Annotated in this window: 17 protein-coding genes; 10 read left to right on the forward strand and 7 right to left on the reverse strand. The window is 41.7% G+C overall.

All coding sequences use genetic code 11. From position 1 onward, the window contains the following. The first annotated feature begins 9 nt into the window (after nt 1–9). From A3775_RS07790 to ilvB, 3 genes are all read left to right on the forward strand, one after another. Complete coding sequence (locus A3775_RS07790) at nt 10–585, forward strand: hypothetical protein (RefSeq protein WP_066424429.1); 576 nt, start codon at nt 10–12, stop codon at nt 583–585. A 182-nt stretch (nt 586–767) separates the two neighbouring features. After that, a complete protein-coding gene (locus tag A3775_RS07795; protein WP_066377849.1) occupies nt 768–2,033 on the forward strand; it encodes an MFS transporter in 1,266 nt (421 codons plus the stop codon). Nucleotides 2,034–2,383: 350 nt separating this feature from the next. Next, nucleotides 2,384–4,282 carry a biosynthetic-type acetolactate synthase large subunit gene (ilvB, locus tag A3775_RS07800; protein ID WP_066424431.1) on the forward strand — a complete coding sequence of 633 codons (1,899 nt, stop codon included), beginning with the start codon at nt 2,384–2,386 and terminating at the stop codon, nt 4,280–4,282. A gap of 659 nt (nt 4,283–4,941) precedes the next feature. On the opposite strand, the gene A3775_RS07805 is transcribed toward ilvB, so the two are convergent. The 4 genes from A3775_RS07805 to A3775_RS07820 all read right to left on the reverse strand — a co-directional run bounded on the left by A3775_RS07805 (nt 4,942) and on the right by A3775_RS07820 (nt 9,219). After that, entirely contained in the window at nt 4,942–6,057 is a 1,116-nt protein-coding gene (locus A3775_RS07805) for a Gfo/Idh/MocA family protein (RefSeq protein WP_066424432.1), read from the reverse strand. A gap of 199 nt (nt 6,058–6,256) precedes the next feature. Continuing rightward, nucleotides 6,257–6,724, reverse strand: coding sequence for a DUF4870 domain-containing protein (locus A3775_RS07810; protein WP_066383981.1), 468 nt, complete (start codon nt 6,722–6,724; stop codon nt 6,257–6,259). A gap of 71 nt (nt 6,725–6,795) precedes the next feature. Then, on the reverse strand, nt 6,796–7,959 hold the full coding sequence (locus tag A3775_RS07815) for a DUF1822 family protein (RefSeq protein WP_066424433.1): 1,164 nt from the start codon (nt 7,957–7,959) through the stop codon (nt 6,796–6,798). A gap of 84 nt (nt 7,960–8,043) precedes the next feature. Further along, the gene (locus tag A3775_RS07820) at nt 8,044–9,219 is read right to left on the reverse strand and encodes a sigma-70 family RNA polymerase sigma factor (RefSeq protein ID WP_066424434.1); all 1,176 of its coding nucleotides are present in this window, start codon (nt 9,217–9,219) and stop codon (nt 8,044–8,046) included. 82 nt (nt 9,220–9,301) lie between these two features. Here A3775_RS07820 and A3775_RS07825 point away from each other — a divergent pair, with 82 nt between their 5' ends. After that, the gene (locus tag A3775_RS07825; protein ID WP_066424437.1) at nt 9,302–10,096 is read left to right on the forward strand and encodes a hypothetical protein; all 795 of its coding nucleotides are present in this window, start codon (nt 9,302–9,304) and stop codon (nt 10,094–10,096) included. Nucleotides 10,097–10,230: 134 nt separating this feature from the next. Here the strand turns inward: A3775_RS07825 and A3775_RS07830 are convergent, their stop codons facing one another. From A3775_RS07830 to A3775_RS07840, 3 genes are all read right to left on the reverse strand, one after another. Further along, a complete protein-coding gene (locus A3775_RS07830; protein ID WP_066424439.1) occupies nt 10,231–10,638 on the reverse strand; it encodes a hypothetical protein in 408 nt (135 codons plus the stop codon). Between the two features lie 266 nt (nt 10,639–10,904). Next, nucleotides 10,905–11,336 (reverse strand): CAAD domain-containing protein, encoded by a 432-nt coding sequence (locus A3775_RS07835; RefSeq protein WP_066383969.1) that lies wholly within the window; start codon nt 11,334–11,336, stop codon nt 10,905–10,907. Between the two features lie 215 nt (nt 11,337–11,551). Beyond that, a complete protein-coding gene (locus A3775_RS07840; protein WP_066383966.1) occupies nt 11,552–12,076 on the reverse strand; it encodes a signal transduction histidine kinase LytS in 525 nt (174 codons plus the stop codon). 474 nt (nt 12,077–12,550) lie between these two features. Between A3775_RS07840 and A3775_RS07845 the strand changes: the two genes are divergently transcribed. The 6 genes from A3775_RS07845 (at nt 12,551) to A3775_RS07870 (ending at nt 22,044) form a co-directional block, all read left to right on the forward strand. Further along, nucleotides 12,551–15,703: a hypothetical protein gene (locus A3775_RS07845; protein WP_066424441.1), complete on the forward strand. Its 3,153-nt coding sequence runs from the start codon at nt 12,551–12,553 to the stop codon at nt 15,701–15,703. Between the two features lie 556 nt (nt 15,704–16,259). Continuing rightward, on the forward strand, nt 16,260–17,030 hold the full coding sequence (locus tag A3775_RS07850) for a pentapeptide repeat-containing protein (protein WP_066383963.1): 771 nt from the start codon (nt 16,260–16,262) through the stop codon (nt 17,028–17,030). Nucleotides 17,031–17,128: 98 nt separating this feature from the next. Further along, nucleotides 17,129–17,752, forward strand: coding sequence for a TenA family protein (locus A3775_RS07855; RefSeq protein ID WP_066424446.1), 624 nt, complete (start codon nt 17,129–17,131; stop codon nt 17,750–17,752). 349 nt (nt 17,753–18,101) lie between these two features. Then, nucleotides 18,102–19,793, forward strand: coding sequence for a dihydroxy-acid dehydratase (gene ilvD / locus A3775_RS07860; RefSeq protein WP_066424447.1), 1,692 nt, complete (start codon nt 18,102–18,104; stop codon nt 19,791–19,793). Between the two features lie 239 nt (nt 19,794–20,032). After that, nucleotides 20,033–21,346 carry a cytochrome P450 gene (locus tag A3775_RS07865; protein ID WP_066383954.1) on the forward strand — a complete coding sequence of 438 codons (1,314 nt, stop codon included), beginning with the start codon at nt 20,033–20,035 and terminating at the stop codon, nt 21,344–21,346. A 29-nt stretch (nt 21,347–21,375) separates the two neighbouring features. After that, the gene (locus A3775_RS07870) at nt 21,376–22,044 is read left to right on the forward strand and encodes a hypothetical protein (protein ID WP_066424450.1); all 669 of its coding nucleotides are present in this window, start codon (nt 21,376–21,378) and stop codon (nt 22,042–22,044) included. Nucleotides 22,045–22,140: the final 96 nt, after the last annotated feature.

Raw genomic sequence — 22,140 nt, forward strand, 5'->3', positions numbered from 1 at the left:
TGAATTGAAATGACTATAATTATTTGCCCTGGAATTCATGAAGCAGATTTAACTGAAAGCTTTATTTCAGGGTGTTGGGGTGGTTTAACGACAGATATTTTTAGTCAAGAGAGAGAGAATATATTAGTTGCGCCTGTACCGGGGGTGTTGGCGGTATCGTCATGGCATATTTTGCAGTTTGTACGCGATCGCTTACACTCTAGTCTAGAATCGCCAGTCATCTTCATCAGCTTTAGTGCTGGTGTAGTCGGAGCGATAGGTGCAGCTTGGCAATGGCAACTTTTGGGTGGTCATGTCAAAGCATTTATTGCTATAGATGGTTGGGGGGTACCATTATGGGGTAACTTTCCCATACATCGGCTCAGTCATGACTATTTTACTCATTGGAGTTCATCTTGGCTCGGTAGTGGGCAAGATAACTTTTATGCAGAGCCAGCAGTTGACCATTTAACTATATGGCGATCGCCCCAAATAGTACAAGGCTGGTGGGTAAATTCCTCCCAAGGTGAAATTTCTCCCCCAAAAAACCGGCTCACGGCTGCCGAATTTCTACATTTATTATTAAAACGCTATGAACAAAAATGATCCGGAAAACAATATAAGCACAAAGGAGTGAGAAATAGAGGATTTTGGGCTACAGAGTCAAGATCATAAATCAGATGAGCCAGGGAGCAGGGGAGAAGAACTTTTACCCAGTCCCCAATCCCCAGTCCCCAATCCCCAATCCCCACTCCCCATCTACCCTAGTAAAAATACCAACGTGAATCATGTTTCCAACTGAACCGGCGGATGTCAATATCGGGTTTGGCGCACTGCTAAAAAATCGAAATTTTATGCTCCTATGGATAGGACAGTTACTATCCCAATTAGGCGATAAAGTTTTTTTTGTTTTAATGGTGGCTTTGCTGGAAAATTACCCACCGCTTCCGGGTTTAGCAGAAAACTCCATGTACTCAATTTTGATGGTGGCATTCACTCTACCAGCAATTTTATTAGGTTCTGCGGGTGGTATTTTTGTTGATCGCTTCTCTAAAAAGCTGATTTTACTAGGCTCGAATATATTACAGGCTATATTGACGCTATTAATAGCATTTGCGCCGCGAGACTTTGTGATTTTTTTAATTCTGACTTTTGCGATTTCTGCCTTAGCACAGTTTTTTGCACCCGCAGAACAGGCGGCGATTCCGGTTGTGGTGCCAAGAGAAAATTTTATGGCGGCGAATGCTCTTTACAGTAGCACAATGATGGGGGCGTTAATTGTTGGTTTTGCGATAGGGGAGCCGATATTGAGTTGGGCAAAGGCTTGGTTAGGTGCAGGGTATGGTCAACAAGCGGTAGTAGGTGGATTATATTTATTGTCAGCAGTTGCCTTTCAGTTTGTTGATTTTAGATCAGAAAACAAAACTGTGAGCGATCGCCGCACATTAATCACTCCTTGGGCAGATTTTAAAGCTGGCTTACGTTATCTGACAAAAAATCGCCTTGTATTAAACGCCATGCTGCAACTGACGACTTTATACTGTGTGTTTGCAGCTTTAATGGTACTCGCAATTAGATTAGCAGCAGATTTTGGTTTACAAGAAAAACAATTCGGCTTTTTCTTAGCAGCAGCCGGAGTAGGTATAGTATTAGGTGCAGCTAGTTTGGGACATTGGGGCGACAAATTGCACCATAAACCCTTACCCTTAATTGGATTTTTGGTAATGGCATTAGTTTTAGGACTATTTACCTTTACACATAATCTTTTGCTAGCTCTAGGACTTTGTGCATTATTGGGTATTGGTGCAGCCTTTATCGGCGTACCCATGCAAACCCTGATACAACAGCAAACACCACCAACAATGTATGGTAAAGTATTCGGCTTTCAAAACCATGCGGTAAACATAGCCCTATCAGCACCGTTAGCAATTACCGGGCCATTAACCGATGCTTTAGGCTTGAGAACTGTATTAGTAGGAATGAGTTTTTTAGTTGCGGCTGTAGGTGTGTGGGCGTGGCAAAATACCCGCAGAGTCTTGCAAGATGTAATTTAGTTATTAGTCATTAGTTATTAGTTATTAGTCATTAGTCATTAGTCATTAGTTTTTCTCCCCCTGCTCCCCTGCTCCCCCTACTCCCCCTACTCCCCCTGCTCCCCCTGCTCCCCCTGCTCCCCCTGCTCCCTCCACCCCAAGTCAGGGAAAATTAACTCAAAAGATGTGCTTTAGTCCTAAACTAAAATTATGATTTATGTTGTGTGGACAGTTTTTAGCATGATTGCGCTACATCAGCCACATCCAGAAGACATAAATTTCAGTCATAATTAGGTTGAGATTTTCAATTAGAATTGAAATATTAAATACAGAATTCCCGCATAAACTTAGCTATCCTCTGAGGTTTGATCGTGACTGTGAGCTTGCCTTCCCCGACTAGTCCCTCACAAACAGAGCAAAATAAACACTCTGCCAGTTCTACATCATCAGTTGTCACCCCGAAACGGGTAACAGGTGGTTCTGCACTACTGGATAGCCTCCTGCGCCACGGTGTTGAATATATTTTTGGCTATCCTGGTGGAGCTATACTACCAATCTATGACGACCTCTACAAAGTCGAAGCAACTGGCAGCATTAAACATATTCTAGTGAGGCACGAACAAGGGGCGGCTCATGCTGCTGATGGTTATGCCCGTGCGACTGGAAAAGTGGGTGTGTGCTTTGGTACTTCTGGCCCTGGAGCGACTAACTTGGTAACAGGTATCGCTACAGCATACATGGATTCGATTCCGATGGTGATTGTCACCGGACAAGTACCCCGGAAAATGATTGGTACAGATGCTTTCCAAGAAACAGATATTTACGGAATTACTCTACCCATAGTTAAACATTCCTATGTGGTACGTGACCCGGCTGATATGGCGCGGGTTGTGGCTGAGGCGTTCCACATTGCTAGTACAGGTCGTCCTGGGCCTGTGTTAATTGATGTGCCTAAAGATGTGGCGTTTGAAGAATTTGATTATGTGCCTGTAGAACCGGGTTCTGTGAAATTACCGGGTTATCGTCCGACTGTCAAGGGTAATCCTCGGCAAATCAACGCCGCAATTCAATTAATTCAAGAAAGCCGTCGTCCTTTACTTTACGTTGGTGGGGGTGCGATCGCATCCGGCGCACACGCTGAAATTCAAGAACTAGCAGAGTTATTCAACATCCCCGTCACTACCACCTTGATGGGTATCGGTGCATTTGATGAACACCATCCCCTGTCTGTGGGAATGTTGGGTATGCACGGTACTGCTTACGCTAACTTTGCGGTGACGGATTGTGATTTGCTGATTTGTGTCGGTGCCAGGTTTGATGACCGTGTAACTGGCAAGTTAGATGAATTCGCTTCCCGTGCTAAAGTAATTCATATCGACATCGACCCCGCAGAGGTGGGTAAAAACCGCGTCCCAGAAGTACCCATTGTTGGTGATGTGCGGAAGGTGTTAATTGACTTGTTGCGTCGCTGCAAACAAGCTAATATCAAACCCACACCTAACCAAACTACCGAATGGTTGAATTTAATTAACCGTTGGCGTGAAGAGTATCCTTTGGTAGTTCCACACCATGCTGACAGCATCTCACCGCAAGAGGTAATTGTAGAAGTCGGTAGCCAAGCACCCCACGCTTTTTATACTACTGATGTTGGTCAACATCAAATGTGGTCGGCGCAATTCCTCAAGAATGGCCCTCGACGCTGGATTTCTAGCGCAGGTTTGGGAACTATGGGTTTTGGTTTACCTGCGGCTATTGGTGCGAAGGTGGCTTTTCCCGATGATGAAGTCGTTTGTATTAGCGGTGATGCTAGTTTTCAAATGTGTTTGCAAGAGTTGGGTACTGCTGCACAATATGGCATAAATGTCAAGACCGTAATTTTAAATAACGGTTGGCAGGGGATGGTACGCCAATGGCAACAAGCTTTCCACGGGGAACGCTATTCATGCTCAAATATGGAAGTAGGGATGCCAAATATTGAGTATTTGGCTAAAGCCTATGGAATTAAGGGGATAATAGTGACAGAGCGTGAACAGTTGAAGGATGCGATCGCCCAAATGTTAGCCCATAATGGCCCGGTAATTTTGGATGTTCACGTTACCAAAGACGAAAACTGTTATCCAATGGTAGCTCCTGGTAAGAGCAACGCTCAAATGATTGGTTTACCCAAGCAACCACCGAAAGCCAGTGTAGAACCAGTTTATTGTAGTCATTGCGGTACAAGCAACGCCTCTGACCATAAGTTCTGTTCTGAGTGCGGGACTAAGTTGTAGTTAGCGGCTGTGGTGATAATTTGAAGTCTTCAGTAGCAACCAGGAATTTGAGATAATTTCTGGTTGCTTGCTTTTTGCGGTGAAGAAACTGGATGGAATTGATATTGAACGCAGATGGACGCAGATAAACGCGGATAAAGACAGATAAATCAATCTATTTGATAATTATGAGCAACTTCACATAAAGTTGGTATTACCTATAAAGGGAATGGGGGAATTATGTAGAGACGTTGCATGCAACGTCTCTACATTTGTAGGGTTAACAGCTAGTTAGTGTTTTACTAACGAAACCTAACAAATGGTTACATTTAAGTACGATTTATGTCTACTGATTCACTGAAAAACCAGCCGCTCGCTAGACAATTTTGAGACTAGGGGAGCATAAACAGTGCTATTATTGATAGGTATTTAGGTGATAACCAAGCCTAAATACTTAATAGTAGGGTGAGATCCACCCGATCTTAAAGCCTGTAGACTGAGTAGTGCCGACACTTTCAGGATGAAGCAGGAAGAAAAAGCTACCTCGTGTTAGCATTAGTTAGCTTTTTTGGATCGGAATACGTTAATTCTCTTGTAGGATGGGCATCTTGCCCGTCCTAGCTTCGGGGCGGGCAAGATGCCCACCCCACAAGATGGATAATTTATTTGTTGGAAAGCCCTTATAGTTCTAAACTTGGGACATTAACCCAGTTACCAGTATTATGAGATTGATGAGATAAGTCCATCAATAATTGGGAATAAAGGCCTTCTTTGAGGGATGGTATGGTTTGCGTTTGGCTGTCTATTCCTTCTACCCATTGGTTAACTACTCTGAGAAATGCACAAATGCGTCCGTCTGGGTAATGTTGGGGGAATAATAATCTTTGGGGTATTTCGATTTCTTGCAGGGGTTGACCGGGCTGTGAACCCCAAACTTTAAATCCATGTATATAATCTTTTTGATTGTCGCTGCCTAATACTAGAGTACCGCGATCGCCATACACTTCTACCCAATGGGTGCGGGAAGCATGAACTACAGAACTAATGGCAATTTGACAAGGTGTACCATTCGCTAATTCTAAAGACAGCAAACAAGTATCATCTGTCTCTACTGGTTTTATTTCACCGCTAGCAGGTTCTACCCTTGTAGAAATAGCAGTAGTTAAGTAGGCGTTTAATCTTTTGACTCCACCGAATAACCAATAGATATAATCAAAAGCATGAGAACCTAACGCACCTAACGCACCCCCTCCTTTCTCCTGAGATGAATACCAATTCCAAGGGCGAGAACTATCGGCACGAGAAGAACCTAACCAATCTATTCTAATTAAACGTTGGTTTCCTACATAGTCGGTTGTCAATAATTCCGCGAACAATTGCCACGCAGGAACAAAACGAAACTCAAAGTCTACAGTAGCAATCACACCTTTCGCTTTGGCTAATTCATACAATTCTTTCGCTTCAGCAAAATTTAAAGTTACGGGTTTTTCTAATAATAAATGTTTCCCGGCTTGCAATACTTGCTTTGCCATTTCATAATGGAGAAACGGCGGTGTAGAAATGCTGACTGCTTGCACTGTTGGTAAAGTGAGAATATCAGCCAGGGTATCACAAGCATGGGGAATATTATGAGCTTCTGCAATGGCTTTGGCTTTATTAATATCTCGGTGATAAATCGCAACTATTTCTGTGCGATGATGGGCTTGAAATGCGGGAATGTGGACTTTTTGACCAAATCCAGTCCCAACAATTGCTACTCCAATTTTACCCTGATTTGTTTGTATGCCAGAAACCATATATCTTATTGGTTAAATTTACTCTGTATTTCATAAGTCAGCATACAGAAAAAAGGGGCATTAGTCATTAGTCATTAGTTATTAGTCATTAGTCATTAGTCATTAGTCATTAGTCATTAGTCATTAGTCATTCTCCCTCATCCCCCTCATCCCCAATCCCCAATCCCTTCCAATCCCTTCCAGTCCCTTCCAGTCCCCATTACCTCAAGACTCGCATGGTGAAGGGATAGCGGTAATGTTGTCCATTATAGGCTTTGGTGGCTGCAAAGGTGACTAAAAATAATTGTAATAACAGTAGGGCGAATATAAAAGATATCCAAATTAATACTAGGGTGTCTAAAACTGTTGTGACTTGATTGACTTCACCGTTAGTTGTAACGGCAATACCACAACTGGTGAGAACTAATAGTAAGGATATTACTATGACAATTACTATATAAAAGGTGAGGGTGATTTGAAAATTGAGCGATTCTTTACCCTGAAAATCTACCCAAGGATATTTGACTTTTCTCAATTGCCAAATTGTGAACGGTATTAAGATATTTAAGGGCAGAAATAAAGGAATACCCCAGAAGACTAAGGTACATAAAAGTATCCATGCTAATAATGCTGAGAGATGACACAACATAGCCCAGATACGCATTTGTTGTAGGTGTGTTTCTCTCATGGCTGTTTATCTGATGTGGATTGATAAAGAATGCTTATCCACATTAACAATAAAAAAACACCACCAACAGCCTAGAATCTCAAAATTTCTCGGTCATAATTTTCGGGATGAGGTTCTATTTCCCAGACTATACCTTCGCCAGTATCTAGGGCAACTTCAACGTAGAGTTGTTCGACTGCGGTTGTGGCTATGTCTTCGTTGTTGGGAAAGGGTTGTAAGTCTTCTGTCAGCAGTCTGAGTTTAAAACCGCCGGGAATAACTGCGCCTAGGGTGGCATTTCGTAACTCAAACCGCCAGTAGGGTGCTTCTGATTCGCCTTGGGGTGAAATTAATAGTTCGTAGGTTTGTCCAGCGATCGCCAACCTCCGAGATAATGTTACTGTTGGTTGTACTGCTTCTACACTCCTAGCAGCCGCACTTAATTGTAAGTTCCATCTTCCCCAACCTATCGCCTCAGCTATTTGGGAAACTCCGTTTTCTAACCATTGCACGACTGAACGCTGTTCTGCAAGCCCTAAGCGGCGTTCATACAGGCTAGTGCGCCAACCACCATGTTCTATGAGTCCCCCCCACATCTCAAAAGGCACGGCTAACCGGGGGTTGATAACTTCGGGGTTGCCTAAACGAGTAATTAAGTTTTGGGCTTGGGTTAGGGGTATGCTGGCTAAGGGTGCAACTTGGCTACGTGTGGCTATTTGTGAACAAAATTGTAACTCTACAGGTAGCACGCTGATGTCAGTTGTCATCTGACTCGCATCTATAGTATAAGTGCGATCGCCTGCATCATATCTACCTTGATTCTTCAATATTGCATGGGTACTATAACCCCAAACCCTCACATAACCCCCATCCGCTTCTACTTGCACCGCTAAATAATAATCTCCCACCCAGCTAGGTAAATCTACCCATTCTTGCGGTACACGCAACCCACTGCAATCAATAGTTTCACTGGGAACTAAGATAAATCTAGTTCCGTCTAATGTGATGGCAGTTCCATTTACCAGTTCCCAAATGCTGGCTAGAGAATTGGTATGAGGCCAAATCTTTGCTTGGGGTGTAAAATCTTCTTGCAACCACGGCAAGACTGCACTCAAGCATTTTTCGTTTAAGTCGGCTTGATACCAAGCACTCGGATGGGAAAAAGACTGATTGACTTGATTTTCGGGATGGTTTGGAATTTCTAAAATCAAGTCGCTGGTATCAGCAAAGGTAAAAACGCTAGGGTTTGCAGTCATGGCACATAGTCCGAATCACTTCAAAATTCACAAGTTCAGATTTAGCCTAGAGTTCTAGGTTGCTAGCTTTGGAATGAGCATAATTTAGGAATGAGAGACATTATAGTGATTCTGTAACCAGTCTTCTATTAATGTACTCATATCCTTGAGTATGTCTGGTGTCAAGGAAATATGCAGGGTATCTTGACTCCAGCTTGCCAAAGTCCGCAATAAAGTTTCTTTAACTTTTGTCAATCTCCGGGATACGGTGTATTGTTTGATATCTAATTGTTGAGCGATCGCATCCTGATTCAGCTTTTGATTATAGTATAAAATTAAAATCTGTTGGACTTGAGATTCTAGTTGAGAAATCGCTGAAACTAACACTTGATTAATTGCTAATTTTTGCGAATTTCTGGCTTGTTCTTCTTCCTGGGCAATAATTTCTTGTATTAAAGATGGTTGTTCTGTACCTGGGAGATTATCCAAAACTTCCGAGGAATTATCATCACCCTTAGTTATATTTAGTGAGTCTAGGGTGGGATAAAGATACTTACGTACAGCTTTCGCCGCATTCAATAGCCATTTTTCTAGAGTTTGGGGATTGGCTGAGGGTGTGTTTTGGGCGTTGTAGGCTTGAGCGATCGCTTCCCAGGTGGTATCATCTGGACGAGCCAATTGACGGGAGTTAGCCGCTTTTGTCGGCACATACAGGGTTTTAAAACAATTCCAAGCCTGGATATATGCCCTAACTTCCGTTGGAGATAAACCAGCATTTTGCAAAGATTCCCCTAACCGCTTTTGGCTAGTTTTGCGTAACAAACCCCAATCTGTGCAGATATCAACTTCTTGACGTTGGCGTAGGGTTTCGCGGATGGCACTCCCAAAAATAATGCTGGCGTAGTTTTTCAGAGTGCTGCTGTGACTGGGATTAAAGGCTGTGAGGACTCGATCAACTTGGGCGATCGCCACTTGAAAACAGTCTGACAGCTGATACTGTGTACTGGTAAAACTAGCGGCTGTTTTTTGGGATATCCAATAACAAGATTCTTGCAGATAAGCTGTGAGATGTTGCTTGGCTAAAGATTGAGTTTCGGGAAGCTGCCAAAACTTAAACCAATACAACGTCCAAAAATATTCCGAAGTTTCCTTGGGGGTTTGCTGGAGACAAGTTTGGATACTACGACGCAAACGTGATTCTATCGCCCATCGATGGAAGCGATCGCCATCAAACTGCACAAAAGTCGAAAAAATTTCCATGATACTTTGCCGAGGTTGCATAAAAAACTCGCAGCCAACCTAATAAGACAACAGCAGGAGTTAAACAACACCTGCACAAACTTTACTACAAGGCAAAAGTATCATGTTTCGCCTCAGACTTAAATCTTTAACACTTGCTAGCATAGTTGCTGTCACCTCTGCAACTCCTGTTTTTGCCCAAGTTCCCATAGTACAAGACTTGCGATTAACGCCAACCACAAATTTTAATTGTGGCCCCCATTTGCGTACTTACATCGTCAAACCTCTGGATAATCGCCAAGGCTTTGGTATCCGTTGTGTCAAATTTAGCAGAAGTAGACGAGGAACAGCTATCCCGCGATTAGCTTGGTATGGCGAAGGTAACTGGAGGGGTGCAACCTACCGCCACGTAGGACAAGCTATATATAGAGGTAGGAATCTTGTGGGTTTTGCCTCAGATATTCACGGAAACGGCGAAGATATCAACAACAACTTCCCAGGAAATTTGCAAGTACAAATTTTGGGCAATGGTTCAACAATTCGTGTCACTGGTGCATGGAATGAACAATGGCAATTAGTCAGAACCACCAATTATAGACCTTTACCCAGACCAAAAACCTGTGGTAGATACTTTGATGAATACCAAGTATCTGATCTCGCAGGTAGACGCAGAGGTGAAGGCTTGCGTTGTGTTCTGCGAGTAGGGTTAAAAAACACTACTTGGTTTGGCAACGGTAATTGGGGAGGTTCTACCTATTCCCATCTAGGAACCCGTGCCGTTAATGGTTACGGTGCTAGTGATATTTGTGGTACTAATTTCGGTAGTATTTGTAATACCTTTGGTTGGGGTTCCTTGAAATTAACACCTGTTCCTGGTGGCGTGAATGTAACAGGGGCTTGGAGTGAAAAGTGGCGGTAATTAATGCAAAATTGAAAATTGTTTTGCTAATATCTGGCACCATCATTAATCACTGTAGGGTGGGCATTGCCCACAATGAAAAAATCAGGTTTTGAGCGAATTTTTAGCAATGCCCACCGCATAAAACCTAGGTGTTAAATTAAACCAGGGCCTTTTCCTCTAACATCATTTTGTTCTGTTAATTCGCCTTCTTTATCTTCATTCACTTCTGCTAATTCTTGCATTCGTGCGGCGGCATCTTCTTCTGCTTTTTGGGTGGCATCACCAGGAACTTCATAATACATTTCCGGTTCAATAGGATAGTTATTTAATAAACCTTCCTTGTCTACTGTGTAGCCATCTGTAGTGTGAATACTTGCAGCATTTGTTTGATCATCTGTAGGTGCGGCTGCTTCTCTTTCTTCTGTGGGGACTGTTTTATATAAATCTCCTTCTCTTTCTTTGCGGGCAGCAGTTTCAGCAGGTACAATATTTCTATCATAAGTATCTACTTCTGCTCTTTCAGACGAATCTATTGCTTTATTAACTGCTTCATTTGCCATGATCTACCTCCTCAATTAAAAATTTGTTAAAACTTCGAGAACTAGATTAGGCTTTTTCACTTATTGAATCTACTATCTTGAGAGGTGTTATAAAAATAAAATTAATAATTTTATCTATCTCAAGATATATACAGTCCTAAATATTTTCTAAAAAAAATAAATACCCAACTTCTTCCAGAAATTGAGTATCTGCGGTAGTTAATACCAGTTCTCTATAATGATGTAGAGACGTTGCATGCAACGTCTCTACAAACCAGAATAAAATGTTAACCAAAAAATTGGCTTTTCACTGAGTTAATTTCTGCTACCAATTCTTTGCGATTTGAAGCTTTGAGCAGATAACGGAAGATAAACCAAGTTGAGTAACTAAGTCCAATCACTTCAAAAATTGGCTCTAACAGAGGAATATCGTTGATGGCATCTAATAAAGCTAGTAATACTTTCAGTGTGACTAACACTGATAGAATTAATAAAACTGTGACAATGGGGCGGTTATATTCTTGATAAAAATTACCTACATAAGCAGGTAGTTTCGCCAATAAATCAGCTACTTGTTTTGCTATTTGCTGCCATTGAGAACTGGTGTCAGTGGCAGGTGGTAGCTTAGGTACATTCACATTATCTGCCTTGGGCAATGCTATTGTACCTTGTGGTAAATTGGTGTTTAAGGATTCCATTGGCTGTTGTTCTGTTTCCATAATTTTTCTACTTTGGTAATTACAAGAGTTTTGATCAGATGTAAATAAACATAATCATTTGCGTTGTCAATTGTCAATGAAACTAGGTTATTAGTTATACTGACTACTGAGAGTCAGGGTCATTAGTTATATTTATTTACATTCATCTAATTTTTTAGCAATTCAATATAATCTACTTGAACGATCGCGGTTTAAAATCGTAGTGGCAGATTGAATCAGTAAATCTCATATTCCTCCACACCACAGCGATGTAAAATTACCTCGGCTTGCGAGATTTCTGCATTTGTGCCATCTATCATCATTAAATAGTGTCCTTGTCGTACACGCCCTTCATAAACTCTGGCTCGTTCTTCTGGGATTCCTAAACTAATCAACCCACCTAGTAAACCGCCAGTTACAGCACCAATACTAGCACCAGCCAGAGTAGTTGCGATCGCTGTTGCTGTTGCACCTGCCAGGATTACCGGGCCAATACCAGGAATTGCTATTGTACCAAGACCAATTAATAAACCGCCTAAACCACCTAATACACCCCCAGAAATTACTCCCATTCTTACACCTTCGTCAACCTGTTCCTGCATTTGCAACTCAGGACTGACAAATTTACCGTCTTCATCCCGCGCAATTACAGAAACTCTATCCATTGGAAAGCCAATATTTTTCAATTCATGTAGTGCTTTTTCAAAGTCTTGATGGCGAGAAAATACACCTACAGCACGTTTACGTATATCTATAACCATTCTGCTTTCTCCTAAATATATCCAACAAATAAATATTTAATTTTTTCAATTTTTATCAACACTATTTCTTATATTTAATAATTTTGTTCTGCAATTCCTCAACCTCTTGGTTGAATATATATGTCTATCATTAGTTGTAATTTAGTCGATATGAATCAATTTATTTTTGTTAAGTAATGTAAATTCATGTAAGGACTAAAGTCCTTATTACAAACCTTTAATTATTTATGATATTATCCTTGTGATTTGCGGCGATGCACTGCTGAAACTTCGCTTAAACTATGATTTTTTCTTTGTGTGCAGTGCATTGCCCTACTATGATTGAGAATGCTGTAAGTTGAAGTATAACTTTTGATATGTCAAATTACTACCTACGAAAGTGTAAGGTAACTGGAATTAATAAATAGACTGATGAATAAGTCATTTCTTGCTGAAATGAATATTTCATCTATCGGTCGTCAGAGATAAAATACTATGTTTCAAATTTGGGAAAAGCTATGGCTATCTCTTGGTATAGTACCTGCAACGAGATGGCCGGATTTTATCGCACCTGTAGAACCTGTTGCTGTTTTTTCTGGTTCTAAATTTTTAGTGGCTTTTTTAGCTGGTACTTTAATGGCGGTGGCATTTCATTTATTATTAACTAACCTCTCTGTCGCTGCTAGAATATCTACTTTAGGTACTGATGTTTATCCTGAGTCAGATTCAGAAACTTTTGGCGGTAAAATTCGCAAAGTTGAGGCTAAAGTCGGTACTTGGAGCATTATAAGTGCCAGTATAGCTTTATTTGCTGCTTGTTTTTTAGCAGTCAAACTGACTTTAATTGAAAGTGCTTTGTTAGGAGCTATTATTGGTGTGGTGATTTGGTCTACCTATTTCTTATTGGTAGCATGGTTGAGTTCATCGGCAGTAGGCTCTTTACTAGGTTCTATCATTAGCACTGTTAATTCTGGTTTACAGTCGTTAATGGGAACAGCAACTACAGTTATTGGTGCTGGTGCTGCACAAAGACAAGCTGTGTCTACTGCTGAAGAAATTACAGCCGCAGTGCGACGAGAATTAACTGCTGGTTTGGATGCGGAAAGTATTACTAATACTTTGAAAAATTCTTTTTCGGCGTTACCCACACCAAAATTAGATTTAGGAGAAGTTCGCAGTCAGTTTGATAAAATCTTGAATGATGTAGATTGGCGTTCGCTACAGGCGGGGCGTAGCCCATCGCTTGCTGAGGGTGACGTACTCAAAAATGTTAATCGCCAAACTTTTGTAGATTTAATTAGCGATCGCACCAATTTATCTAAGTCAGATATTAACAACATCGCTGACCAATTAAACGCCGCTTGGCAACAAACTTTTTCACGCCGCAACCCTACAGAACAAGTCATTAATTTACTACAATCTGCTACCCCCGAAGAGTTAAAATCAGAAAATTTAGGCGCAAGATTACAGCAGTTAGTGACTGTCGGTAAAGGCGGTAATGGTCGTAATGGTGTCCTCAAGCAAGCTATGCAGTTTGGGGTAGGTGCTGCTATTCCTGCTGTTTTAGACCGAGTGGATATTTCTGATATTGATGTCGATAGAATCAGCCACCAATTACAACAGTTAAAAGATAAGGTTCAAGATATCGACGTTGATAGAATTACTCACCAACTACAAGAACTCAGAGATAAAACCACTGAGCAAATAACGTCACGATTTACAGCACCAACTGACAACACCATCAAAACAGATGTTAAAGACTACATCTTAAATTCTTTTCCTTGGCATTTCAACCGCATCACCATTAGAAATGAGTTTCCAGAAGTCATTTATGACCCCGAAGCAGACCCAACAAATGTGCGTCAGCAACTAGAAAAAATCCAACCAGATGATTTTGTGACCTGGTTGCAACAACGAGGCGACCTCAACGAAACTAAAATTACAGAAATTTCACAGCAGATGGACAGCATCCGCCAAGAAATTCTAGAAACTGTACATCATTCTGAAATAGCGGAAAAAGGTCAAGAAATTCGTCTTCGCATTGAAAATTATCTGCGTGCAACTGGTAAAGACCAACTGAAACCAGAGGCGATTCAACGAGATTTTACGAATTTATTAAGAGAATTCGAGGATGAATTCGCCGATTTTAGCACTCGCTTACAGGGTTTTGACCGGGAAGCTTTTGTACAGCTACTTTTGCAACGTCAAGACTTTAGCGAGGAGGAAGCTAATAATATTGTTAGTCAATTGGAAGGTATCCGCGATGATTTCTTAAATCAAGCCAGAGAAAGACAAGAACAAGCCACAGCTAGAGTTAATCAACTATGGCAAAGAGTAGAAGACTATCTCCGAAATACTAACAAAGATGAGTTAAATCCTGAAGGTATCAGACGCGATTTTCAAGCGTTGTTGCAAGATCCCCAAGTAGGAATTAGACAAATCAGATCACGTTTATCTGAGGTTGATCGTGATACGTTTGTAAAATTGCTCAGTCAGCGTCAAGATTTGAGCGAGGAGCAAATTAATCAAATTATTGATCAGTTAGAATCTGTGAGGGATAATGTTTTACAAGCACCACAAGCGGCTTTAGAACAAGCTAGAGAACAATATGACCGCACGATCACAGCTATTGGTGACTATCTCCGCAATACTAATTTAGAGGAACTCAACCCCGAAGGTATTAGACGCGATTTAGAAACTTTATTCAATCAGCCGCGAGAAGGTGCGGAAGCATTACGCAACAGGTTGGCGCAAGTTGACCGCGAAACTTTGGTTAAACTCCTCAGTCAACGCCGAGATTTGAGCGAAGAGCAAGTTAATCAGACAATTGACCAAGTACAAGATGCGATTCGCAATATTATCAGAACTCCCCGCAGTTTAGCACAACGCGCTACCCAACGGGTGGGGAATTTTGCCGCTAGTTTGGAAGACTATCTACGTCACACCAACAAAGAAGAACTCAACCCTGAAGGTATTAAACGCGATTTAAGATTACTGTTGCAAGACCCGCGCTTTGGCATAGAAAATTTAAGCGATCGCCTGGCTAAATTTGACCGTTCTACAATGGTGGCATTATTGTCGCAACGTGAGGACATTTCCCAAGAGGAAGCTAACCGCATTGTTGAACAAATCGAGTCAACTCGTCATACTATTGTCGAGCAAATCCAGCAACTCCAGCAACGGGTACAGTCAGCCATTGACCAAATTTTTGCCAGGATACGCAACTATCTAGATTCTTTAGAACGTCCCGAACTCAGCTATGAGGGTATTAGGCAAGATTTTACTAAGTTGTTTGATGATCCACAAGTGGGATTTGAGGCTGTGCGCGATCGCCTGAGTCATTTTAACCGTGATACCCTAGTAGCTATCTTAAGCTCTCGTGAGGATATTTCCCCAGAAGACGCTAACCGTATTATCAACCAAATCGAAGCCGCACGGGATAGCGTACTGCACCGCACCCAACGCATTCAGGAAGAAACCCAAAAACGCCTGAAAGCTGTACAACAGCAAATGAGAAAGCAAGCCGAAGAAACTAAAAGAACCGTTGCGAGTGCGGCTTGGTGGCTATTTGGTACGGCGTTGACTTCGCTGGTTGCCAGTGTAATTGCTGGTATCGTAGCCGTGACTGGTTTACCTTTACCTGGCTGATACAACAGTTTTCGACTAATTAAATCATTTGTAGAGACGTTGCATGCAACGTCTCTACATTTTTTTGTGGTTTATTGACGTGCAAATTTCTGTATATTTCTGCTGACGCACCCTACAGCAAACTGATTTGTTTGCATAATTCTTGGTGGTGCTGGCGATATATATCACAAATATGTTGTAATCGCCTGATGGATATTACTGATATGATATCAGCGATCGCCTATTTTTAAAAAATATAAATTATACCTAGTATTTTGTATAAGTATCAGTTATGATTGTCTTGTGGTGGGGAGTGTAAATTATGCTAGAGAAACTGTTTTTAGCAGCCATCCTAACATTGACTTTCTGTTTATTTACACAAGTGTATGGCTGGCCTGCGATAGAGATGACTGAACAAATAAATATATACTACAACCAGGTGATGACTCTGAACGAAATTGATCAATAACTTAGGTCTTTACGGAGGGCAATCAGTTCAGGTAACACCTATCATAAACTTGGGTATAAATTTGTATGGGTTAATTTGAATACAGAGCAGATAATCACCTAAGAGATTATGAAAAACCTAATTTTGACCACCTCCGTATTTTTAACTACTATTAGTCTGACAGCCACTGCTCAAGCCGCTAACCCCGAACATCTCCGACAGTTATTGTCTACAAAACAATGTCAAAATTGTGACTTAACTGGCGCAGGTTTAGTCATGGCTGACTTATCAGGAGCGAATTTAAGCGGCGCAAACCTGGCAGGTGCTAATTTAAGTCGCGCCAACTTAAGCGGTGCTGATTTGCGGGGAGCTAACTTAGGTGGTGCGGGTTTATTTGGTGCAAACTTGAGCAATGCTAAACTAGGCGGTGCAAATCTCGCTAGTGCTGACTTGAGAAGTAGTTATCTCGCAAATACAGAATTTACTGGTGCTTATTTAGAAGGGACAAACTTTCAAGGTGCGCTAGGTATCCCGTTACAAATTGCCACAGCAGAACAGTTTTATGCTTGGGGTGTCGCGGAAGCACAAAAAGGCAATCAAAAGCAAGCTATCGATTATTTTAATCAGGCGATCGCCTCTCAACCAGAATACGCAGGTGCATACTTAGCCCGTGGTATTGCTAAATTTCAAATATTTGACCGTCAAGGCGCATTCCAAGATGCACAAACGGCGGAAAAACTGTTTACCACTCAGCAAAACGCCACCGGAACACAAACCGCCCAAGCTTTTATCAAAGAACTGCAAACCCCCTACACAGAAAAAATCAGCGCAGGTAAACCTAGTTTCTTTGACTTTGTAGGTAGTCTCGGTTCGGTGTTACTGCAATTTCTGCCTTTTTAAACGCGGAGGGGCGCGGAGGTAACGCGGAGGAACGCGGAGAGGATGAGGGAAGGGAGGGAAGGGAGGAAGAAAGACTAATGACTAATGACTAATGACTAATGACTCTATCTACTGACTTGTGGACAGCAAACCAAGACTTGGCCGCAGCTTGCTTAAAGCATCCTTTTGTGCAAGGCATTGGTAACGGTACTCTAGAACAGAGCAAATTTGCTTATTATGTAGGACAAGATGCTTTTTTCCTAGAAGCCTTTGCTCGCGCCTATAGTGTTGCTGCGGCTAAAGCTCCTGACTGGGCAGGTTTCACCACTTTTCACGCTTTAGCTGGGGGAGTTTTACAAGAATTGCGACTGCATGAAAGCTATGCGGCTCAGTGGGGGGTGAATTTAAAGTCTGTAGAACCGGGAATGGCTACCCGTCGTTACACTGATTTTTTATTAGCTACTGCTTGGGGTGGGGATGTCGGTTTAACTGCGGCGGCGATGTCTCCCTGTATGCGTCTGTATGCTTTTTTGGGGGAACAGTTAGCTAGTCATGGCATTCCTGAGCATCAATATGCTGACTGGATTCGTACTTATAGTAGTGCTGATTTTTTGCCGTTGACACAGCAATTAGATTCTTTGGTGGAGAATTACGCTACAGTTACAGCGTCAATTTATTCTACTTATCGTTATGCGATGTCATGCGAACTGGAATTTTTTCAGGCTGCATGGATGGTTGTTTGAATTTTTTAAACGCGGAGGAGCGCGGAGGTAAACGCGGAGGAACGCGGAGAGGATGAGGGAGGGGAGGGAAGCTCTTAAGGGCAGGTTTTTAATAAAGTAATGAGTGAGGACTGTAAGGTTCACGAAATAATCAGAATTTCATCCACCCGTACACCCTTACACCCCTACACCCCTACACCCTAAAACCAGTATTTTTGGGCGCAGTGTAAAAAACCTGCCCTTGAAAGGGGGAGGGAAGGGAGGCAGAAAAATTTTTACCCAGTCCCTTCCAGTCCCTAATCCCCCATAAGCGTGAGAAAATTTGATATACAATCGCAACACAAGCGGTTACGGTACGGAAGGAAAAACGATGTCGGATAATTTTAGAAGTAAGGTTGTCACTCAAGGGGTGCAGCGATCGCCAAATCGCGCTATGCTTCGTGCGGTGGGTTTTCAAGATGAAGACTTTACCAAAGCAATTGTCGGTATTTCTAATGCTTACAGCACTATCACCCCTTGTAATATGGGGATTAATAAGTTAGCACTTAGAGCTGAAGCTGGTATTAGACAGGCTGGTGCGATGCCGCAAATGTTCGGCACAATTACTATTAGTGACGGTATTTCAATGGGAACTGAGGGGATGAAATACTCCCTGGTGTCACGCGAAGTTATTGCTGACTCTATTGAAACCGCTTGTAATGGTCAAAGTATGGATGGTGTGATTGCCATCGGTGGCTGTGATAAAAATATGCCAGGGGCAATGATTGCTATGGCGCGGATGAATATCCCTGCTATCTTTGTCTATGGTGGTACGATTAAACCTGGACATTACAACGGTAAAGACTTAACTGTTGTGAGTTCTTTTGAAGCTGTGGGTGAATACAGTGCCGGTAAGATTGACGATGATGAACTGTTAGCTGTTGAACGTCAAGCTTGTCCTGGTGCTGGTTCTTGTGGTGGGATGTACACCGCCAATACCATGTCCTCAGCTTTTGAAGCTATGGGGATGAGTTTACCTTATTCTTCCACTATGTCGGCGGAAGATGATGAGAAAGCTGATAGTACCGAAGAATCAGGTAAGGTATTAGTAGAAGCCATTCGCAAGCAACTTTTACCCCGACAAATTATCACCCGTAAATCTATAGAAAATGCTATTTCTGTGATTATGGCGGTGGGTGGTTCTACCAATGCAGTATTACATTTTTTGGCGATCGCTCGCGCTGCTGGTGTAGAATTAAATCTAGATGACTTTGAAACTATCCGTGGTCGTGTCCCCGTTTTGTGTGATTTGAAACCAAGCGGTCGTTATGTCGCCACAGATTTACATCGAGTTGGTGGTATTCCCCAAGTCATGAAAATGTTGCTGGTGCATGGTTTACTCCACGGTGACTGTATCACTATCACCGGGAAAACCATCGCCGAAGTCTTAGCAGACATACCCGACGAACCACCCGCTAACCAAGATGTGATTCGTCCTTGGCATAACCCCATGTATCCCCAAGGTCATTTAGCCATCCTCAAGGGTAATCTGGCATCAGAAGGGGCAGTAGCAAAAATTACAGGCGTGAAAAAGCCCAGCATTACCGGGCCAGCACGGGTATTTGATTCTGAGGAAGAATCTTTAGATGCCATCCTCGCCGGGAAAATTAAAGCTGGTGATGTAATTATCATCCGCTACGAAGGCCCCAAAGGCGGCCCCGGTATGCGGGAAATGTTAGCCCCCACCTCAGCAATTATCGGTGCTGGTTTAGGCGACGCTGTAGGTTTAATTACTGATGGGCGTTTCTCAGGCGGTACTTACGGGATGGTAGTCGGACACGTTGCACCAGAAGCAGCCGTTGGCGGTAATATTGCCCTAGTCGAAGAAGGTGATAGCATTACCATTGATGCACATTCCCGCCTCTTGCAAATTAACGTTTCTGATGAAGAATTAGCCCGTCGTCGCGCTAACTGGAAACCCCGTCCACCCCGTTACACCAAAGGTATCTTAGGCAAATACGCTAAATTGGTAGCTTCTAGCAGCGTCGGTGCAGTCACGGATTTAGACTTATTTAATGAATAGTCAATAATTCTTGACTAAAAGATGAGCCGTGTCTTTGGTAACACCTGAAAATAGAGTTTTCCAAGTCTCGGACTCATCTTTTTTTGTCAGGACTTACGCAACTGCCATATTAGTAGGGTGCGTCAGATATCAAACATAAATTTATTGACAACATTTAACCAGTCTGACGCACCCTACAAGACATATTGAATGTCACACTTACGTAAGTCCTAATTATGTACTTTCAAATCACTTGATAGATGAAAAACAATCAAATTCCTCCCGGAAGTTTTGGTTTACCAATATTAGGTGAATCGGTTTCATTTCTGTTTGACTATAAATTTATTGAAAAGCGATATCATCGCTATGGCGATATTTTTAAAACTCATCTTTTTGGCAGACCTACTGTGGTGATGGCTGGGCCAAAAGCTGTAGAATTTGTGCTTTCTAGCCATATTGAGCATTTTTCTTGGCGTGAAGGATGGCCGGAAAACTTTAAAATCTTGCTGGGCGAATCATTATTTTTACAAGATGGTGAAGAACACCGCAGAAATCGCCGTTTAATGATGCCAGCTTTGCATGGGCCAGCCTTAGCTAATTATGTGTCTACAATGGCAGATATTACACAAAACTATCTCAAAAAATGGGAAAAAAAACAAGAATTTACTTGGTTTGATGAATATAAACAATTAACATTTGATATTGCTAGTCAATTATTATTGGGTACTAAACCTGGTGCAGAATGTGTCCGTCTGAGTCAGTTATTTAACACACTGAGCAATGGACTATTTGCTATTAATCTTTTACCCTTACCATTTACCAAATTTAACAAAGCTCTAGCCGCACGTAATCAGATTTTAGAGCATTTAACGCAGGTAGTCAGGGAACGTCAGCAAAAACCTACAAAAGATGCTTTGAGTTTATTAGTACAAGCTCAAGATGAAGATGGTAACAGTTTACGTGAGAAAGAATTAATCGCCCAAGCTGTGCTTTTATTGTTTGCAGGACATGAAACTACAACTTCGATGTTGACTTGGTTATGTGTAGAATTAGCCCGTCATCCAGAAGTTATGCAACGCGCTAGAGAGGAACAATTACAGCTTGCTAGTCAAGGTGAATTAAGCTTAGAACAGTTAGGAAAAATGCCCTATTTAGAGCAAATTTTATTAGAAATTGAAAGATTACATCAACCTGTAGGGGGCGGTTTTCGTGGTGTAATTAAAGACTTTGAATTTAATGGGTTTCATGTACCTGCTGGTTGGCAACTCTTGTACTCAATTTTGATGACTCACAACCTAGAAGAAATTTACCCAGAACCAGAACGTTTTGATCCAGAACGTTTCAGTCCCCAGCGTCAAGAACATAAACAGTATCCTTTTAGTTTAATTGGTTTTGGGGGCGGGCCACGCATTTGTATTGGTCTAGCTTTTGCCAAAATGGAAATGAAAATTGTTGCAGCCCATCTTTTACGCAGTTATGATTGGGAAATCTTGCCTAATCAAAGTTTAGATACAGCGCGAATTCCCACAAATCGCCCTAAAGATGGGTTGCGGGTTCGGTTTCAGCCTTTGTAAAATATGAAAAACTTCCCATAGACACCAATATGTCCACAGAAGTATTGCAAAGTTGGCAAACAGTTGTCAACTCTGCACAGCAATTCGGGGAATCTTTACAAGAAACTGCCACAAAAACTATTGATCATGCTAAAGGTTATGTAGACCAAAATTTGCAAGTGGCTGATCAATTTAAGGCGACAACATCCACAGCTATTCAAACAGCAATATCAGCTTCTATTCATGACTGGCTAGTACAACACCCAGGATTTTTAAGGCTAGTACAAATTCTAGCTTGGGGAACTAATCACCCAATTATTAGTTTAATAATTTTGCTGTTTGGGCTAACACTCATCTGGAGCATAATTAAAGCAATTATGCGCTTGATTGAGACTGCTAGTTGGTCAATTCTGCAAGTACCATTAAAATTAATTGTCGCTTTCATTAAAGTTAGTTTTCTATCTTTAAGCAAACTCGGCATTTTTGCTTTTAAAAACTTTACTCATAACCAGACAATAGATAACACACCTGATTTATTATCTCCTAATTATCAAACATTTACCCCAGATAAACAGCAGAGACTCGCAGAAATTTCACGTCGTTTAGACGAAATTCAGCAAGAACAAAAAGAACTGTTACAAGAAGCCGCTAGTTTAATTGCTGATGATAAAATAAATATCAAAATCGCAGAAGTCAATTTAACCAGTAGTCAAACTTAAGCGATAATAATTTTAATGCGGTGTCGTACTTTCGTCAAAATATAGTTTTTGTGGTGTGGGCATCTTGCCCGCACTGGACGGGCTAGAAGCCCATCC

The organism is Anabaena sp. 4-3 (assembly GCF_001597745.1).
GTDB lineage: Bacteria > Cyanobacteriota > Cyanobacteriia > Cyanobacteriales > Nostocaceae > Trichormus.